Origin of the sequence: Acidithrix ferrooxidans, from assembly GCF_000949295.1 — a bacterium.
In the GTDB taxonomy this organism is placed as follows: Bacteria; Actinomycetota; Acidimicrobiia; order Acidimicrobiales; family Acidimicrobiaceae; genus Acidithrix; species Acidithrix ferrooxidans.
The window spans coordinates 1-4,665 of record NZ_JXYS01000141.1 but is presented as its reverse complement, the minus strand read 5'-3'; the positions used below and the strand labels follow the sequence as shown (position 1 = coordinate 4,665).

The window sequence follows — 4,665 nt, the reverse complement described above, 5'->3', positions numbered from 1 at the left end:
CCCAGTTATGTCGCGGACCTTTTCGGTAAAGGCCGGATCGGTACTGATGTTGAAGTATCCCAAGACATGGGGCTTGAGGCCNAAAGGTTCTCCAGATACGTGAGATGCTCGCTGGTGATACCCCGATCCGCTTGGACATTGAAGACGTCGACCACTGGGTAGCAAGCGGGGGCTCTTCTTCCAAAGTGATCCTTAGAATCTCGGCGATCTTTTCGTCATCAATGCTTCTCGGTTTTCCACTTCTCGGTGCGTCATCGAGAAGTTCCACTCCGTAGTTGATAAAACGCCGCTTCCATTTGCATACCGTCTCTGTAGATATCTGAAGTCTTTGCGCGATCTCGTTGGTTCCAACCCCTTCGTTACTCCATAGGGCAATGCTGGCCCTTGCCACCTGTCCTATGGGAGCTGTGGACTTTCTTACCACTGCTTCTAATTCGCTACGTTCTTTGGGACTGAGCGGAACCACCGAAGCTTGTCGTCCAGATCTCTTCTTGGGCGGCTTGCTCTGGTTGGCATCAATGTTTGGCTCCTCTGAAACGGTGTGACTTTGCATCGTTCTCCCTTGCAAGGTTATGTCCTTACCAAGGAGAACAACCTTAGAAGGGATTAATTCCTCAGTTTCAGGGAAATTATGAGAGGGGACACTAGTAGCAGCTGTTGGCAAGACAGGTGACATTCTTGGAATAGTGACTCGTGAAGGCAACGCCAATACCGCTCGTGGTGCCGGGGAGTTTGTAACTCAGGTAATCAACAATGCGAGAGCCGCTGGAGCAACTGGTGAAATAACCATGCGTTTTGACTCTGGGTTCTACTCAAGAGCCGTTAGAGACCCAGCTAGTGCGGGTGATGTTCGCATTTGCATTACAACACGGATGTCCAAGAGACTAAAAGGTATCATCTCCGATATCCAAGAGGATGCCTGGACTTCAATTGTCTACTGGCTTGAAGGTGGAGCTGATGTAGCAGAAGTGAAATACCGTCAAAAACAGTAAATATTGCGCATTTGCAAGAGATAGACAAGACGTTCGTCTTATCGTACGAAGGGTCAAGCCTACTCCCGGGTCTCAGCTGGCACGATTTAGAGACTATGACTATCACGCATTTATTACCGATCGACAAGGCGAAACGCTCTTTCTTGAGGCTGATCACCGAGCACATGCCCAGATCGAACTAGTCATCAAGGATCTCAAAGGAGGTTCGGGGTGGAATCATGTTCCATCCAGATACATGAACGCTAATGCCGTTTGGTTGGCTCTGGTCTGGTTAGTTATTTGTGCAATTGCACACAACCTGGCACGGTGCAATTGCACAACCTGGCACGGTGCAATTGCACACAACCTGGCACGGTGCAACTGCACAACCTGGCACGGTGCAACTGCACAACCTGGCACGGTGCAACTGCACAACCTGGCACGAATAGGCGCTATTACACAGACTGTTATCACCACACCAAAGTTTCGACGGTGTTACTTTCAGATCGCAGGACATATCACTCGTTCAGCTAGAAAAGTAATACTGCATCTTGAAGAACACTGGCCCTATAAGGATAAGTTCTTAGAGGCTCTTGATCGGATCAGAAAGTTTGAGATCGCCATCACCTGAACATCTGGTTACCTAACACACTGAATATTACTTGAAGGAACTGCTCTAGAAGACAAGGGATCAGGTCACTATACCCAAAATGAGATTTCAGAATCTCAAAAATGACCAAACAGGCTCAACCACAAAGGGAATAGGTCATATTTGGCACTCTGAAACCAGTTACGAGCCATAGACCCTCCGTCAAACCTAAATCAGCTCCGAAAAACCGACTTGGATTCACACCGAGGGGCTCAAGCTGGTCCATTTCTGTGGATTCAGGCTAAATATCGCCGTTATGTAATGACAAACAGAGTAATTGACGAGATCAAACCCGCGATTCTTGAAGTGTGTACTCGTTTTGATTCCATCTCCGATGCTTTTGAGACAGAGGGCGATCATGCTCACCTGTCGATAACCAACGCAGCTAAAGTTGTTCTCTCAAGATTGCCGATGTCTATGAAGACGCTCTCAGCCATAAGAGCAAAGCTAAAAAACTAGCCGGAAGTCCGAGATGCCATGTGGGGGAAGTGCTTTTGGCCACCCTCATAGTCGGTAGTGTCTTGCGGTGGGAACCCATTAGAGACGGTGGGAAAGTACATAGAGAACCAGATACTCCCAAGAGGTAAATCAGGTAGACCGAGAAAGAACGAGGTCGCTTGACCGCTCCCTCACGGAAACCGATTGCGCTCCCGTTGGTTCAATTCTTTGATCAAAATAGCTGCTCGGTGGTGGCTAGCTGGAAGTTCTGTAGGCATTACGCTACCAAGGTGAGCTTGACAAGGCACTAATTTTGGCACATATGGGGAAGTCGCACTATTCTGTAATAATAGAAAAGTTGTCACAACTTCGCTTATGCGACGGGAAGCCTCTTATGCCGCTAGGTCTTTCGGTGAGCCAGATTGGCGATCGACGGTGCATGATCAGAGTAAGAGATGGATCAAGAAGCGAATTTAATTCAGCTGAGGTTGTTGTGAGAGTAGGCAAAGACGTTTACACGTTACTAATCATTTGATGGGATATCGAAGGTATGGCAAGCACAAAGGAAAACTTTGAGGACCGCAGTTCAGAGCCAACATCAGTAGATGGCGCGGTTAACAAATTCCTACGCATCAAGGCGGTAGATAAGACAAGTAACCAGCAAGAAGCTGCTCAAAAGCTCTTTAGTGTTTCGATGGTTATCTCAGGATTTCGTTGCATCTTGAGCTATGTCATACTCCCTTTTGTCCTTCCCTTGTTTGGAGTAGGGGCAACGGCTGGAGTTGGTCCCGCGATTGGAATACCGGTCGGTGTTATAGCTTTAGCCTTTGATGCTCGGGGTATCCGTAGATTCTGGGCTATTGGTTATCGTTACAAGTGGCAAATGACAACTATTTACCTAATGGTGATGGGACTCGTTTCGTACCTTGTAATTGTCGATATAGTTCACTTAGTCTCTAAGTAGTCACTTCGGCTGATTGAAGCCCCCAAAACTTCAGTCTTCGACCTTCGTTGAAATTGGGAGTCTGACCCTTGTGTATTTCGAAGGCGTTCGCAATTACTTCAACTGGCAGGTGGGTGATGCGGGCATGGATTTGTATTTCATGCTTCTGTGCGTTTGTTAGCCGGAGCAGTTTCCTCGAAATTTTTGCTGCAAAAGCCCGGACTCAAAATACTATTACGGATGCCAAGCACCGATTGCTATTTTTTGCACGTCTCCTAAGAGGAATGGCGCAACACTAGGTTCTCCAGCGACGTTGCGATGAAGAACCTTAAAATCACCCAAGTGTTAGCCATGTGGGGTCAATCGGTAACCAGGAAGTCAACTCTACCGATTTCCCTGCTTTTGCGAGACGCAAAATACGCCCTGAAAGGGATATTCGTATTTCGAACCATATCTAAGCGGTGGCAATGGGTATTAAATCGCTGAACCGTAGTCCGTCACAAGTGAAAGCAAATTTGACACTAAGAGTGCTTTGGGAACAACCAGGGCCATCAATTGTGCCCTTGTACGTTCGGAAAACGAATTGTTTCAGTGATCATCCCAACTGTAAAGTGCCTAGGTCTTAGAAGTTCACCACAAAATGGCACAGTTCAGAGTCAACGCTTTCAAGGCTGAATCCTGCACTTAGTAGGGAGCGCTGCGAAGCAATGTTGTCTGGAGTTGTATTGGCAATAACCCTTTTAAGGCTCTCCTAACATAGATGTGGATCAAGCAACCCTTTCGTAGGGGAGCTTGAGATCAATCGGACCGCATGAAAGCATCACCAAGCCAAGTGTTGATTTTGCAGAGTGAAGACCATAGCATCTAGCAATGGCGGATCTAATTTATTGTTTAGACCCTCAAGCCTTCCGTTGGAGACACCCTTTTCAAGCTAGGGGGCTCAATAGCAGCCATAATTCCATCTTTATGGGTTCGAATTGTCTTTGATAATCTGACAAAGCTAGGTATCTGTGCTCGTGAAGCACGAGCACACCAGGAATCCAAGAACTCAGCTACTTCGTCATTGGATAATCCACTACCGAATATCCCTCTTAGGGATTCTTTCATCTCTAAGGGCTTTAGAAGTATTGCAGCGGTTGACTTTATTTGACGTAGAGTCTCATTTTGGCGTTGAGTCAAATCACCAGGATTCTTTAGTAATGCCCATCTTGCACTCACAAACCTACGGGCGTAATCTGGAGTAGGAAGTTTTCTCAGTTGGCGCCATAGGTCGCATCTTACCTCCTCCAGGGCCTCAGTGCCCAATTTAACGACATGAAAAGGATCGAGGTTGCGACCTAAGTATCTGGTGTGCGATCAGCGAAAGCTTTAGCAAAAGCTGGTCCCATGTCCATTGTTGCTACTTGTGTGAGAGCTTGGAACGTTGCGAACCAAGCTCACATAAGAACCCATCTAGACTCTTAGCGCTTTTTCCTTCTGCTCCATAGACGATCTTTCCAGTTTCATGATCTGTTACGGGCTCTAAATAACTTGGGTTATGTACTTATGGTATTTACGNTAGGCAATCTCATCTACCCCTATTATTGAGAGCTTCTCTAGTCGCTTTGGATCGATCTCTTTGGCTACTACTCTCTCACAGATCGTACCAACTGTTTTCTGAGCAA

Annotated in this window: 5 protein-coding genes and 1 pseudogene; 4 read left to right on the top strand and 2 right to left on the bottom strand. The window is 46.9% G+C overall.

Annotated elements, in window-relative coordinates:
• Nucleotides 1-553 (bottom strand): helix-turn-helix domain-containing protein (locus tag AXFE_RS17470; protein WP_160291933.1); only part of this gene is annotated, 553 nt, incomplete at its 3' end.
• 133 nt (nt 554-686) lie between these two features.
• Here AXFE_RS17470 and AXFE_RS17465 point away from each other — a divergent pair.
• From AXFE_RS17465 to AXFE_RS17450, 4 genes are all read left to right on the top strand, one after another.
• Entirely contained in the window at nt 687-992 is a 306-nt protein-coding gene (locus AXFE_RS17465) for a hypothetical protein (protein WP_052607180.1), read from the top strand.
• 235 nt (nt 993-1,227) lie between these two features.
• Nucleotides 1,228-1,602, top strand: a complete 375-nt coding sequence (locus AXFE_RS17460) for a hypothetical protein (RefSeq protein ID WP_052607179.1) — start codon at nt 1,228-1,230, stop codon at nt 1,600-1,602.
• 210 nt (nt 1,603-1,812) lie between these two features.
• On the top strand, nt 1,813-2,079 hold the full coding sequence (locus AXFE_RS17455) for a transposase (protein ID WP_152626210.1): 267 nt from the start codon (nt 1,813-1,815) through the stop codon (nt 2,077-2,079).
• 529 nt (nt 2,080-2,608) lie between these two features.
• The gene (locus AXFE_RS17450; protein WP_052607177.1) at nt 2,609-3,022 is read left to right on the top strand and encodes a hypothetical protein; all 414 of its coding nucleotides are present in this window, start codon (nt 2,609-2,611) and stop codon (nt 3,020-3,022) included.
• Nucleotides 3,023-3,892: 870 nt separating this feature from the next.
• Here AXFE_RS17450 and AXFE_RS17445 read toward each other — a convergent pair.
• Nucleotides 3,893-4,318 (bottom strand): annotated as a pseudogene (locus AXFE_RS17445) (ISL3 family transposase); the annotation flags it as partial.
• Nucleotides 4,319-4,665: the final 347 nt, after the last annotated feature.

Bases quoted from the DNA above. Each gene is read 5' to 3' on its own strand.
- AXFE_RS17450 (WP_052607177.1), top strand. From the start codon at position 2,609: ATGGCAAGCACAAAGGAAAACTTTGAGGACCGCAGTTCAGAGCCAACA.
- AXFE_RS17460 (WP_052607179.1), top strand. From the start codon at position 1,228: ATGAACGCTAATGCCGTTTGGTTGGCTCTGGTCTGGTTAGTTATTTGT.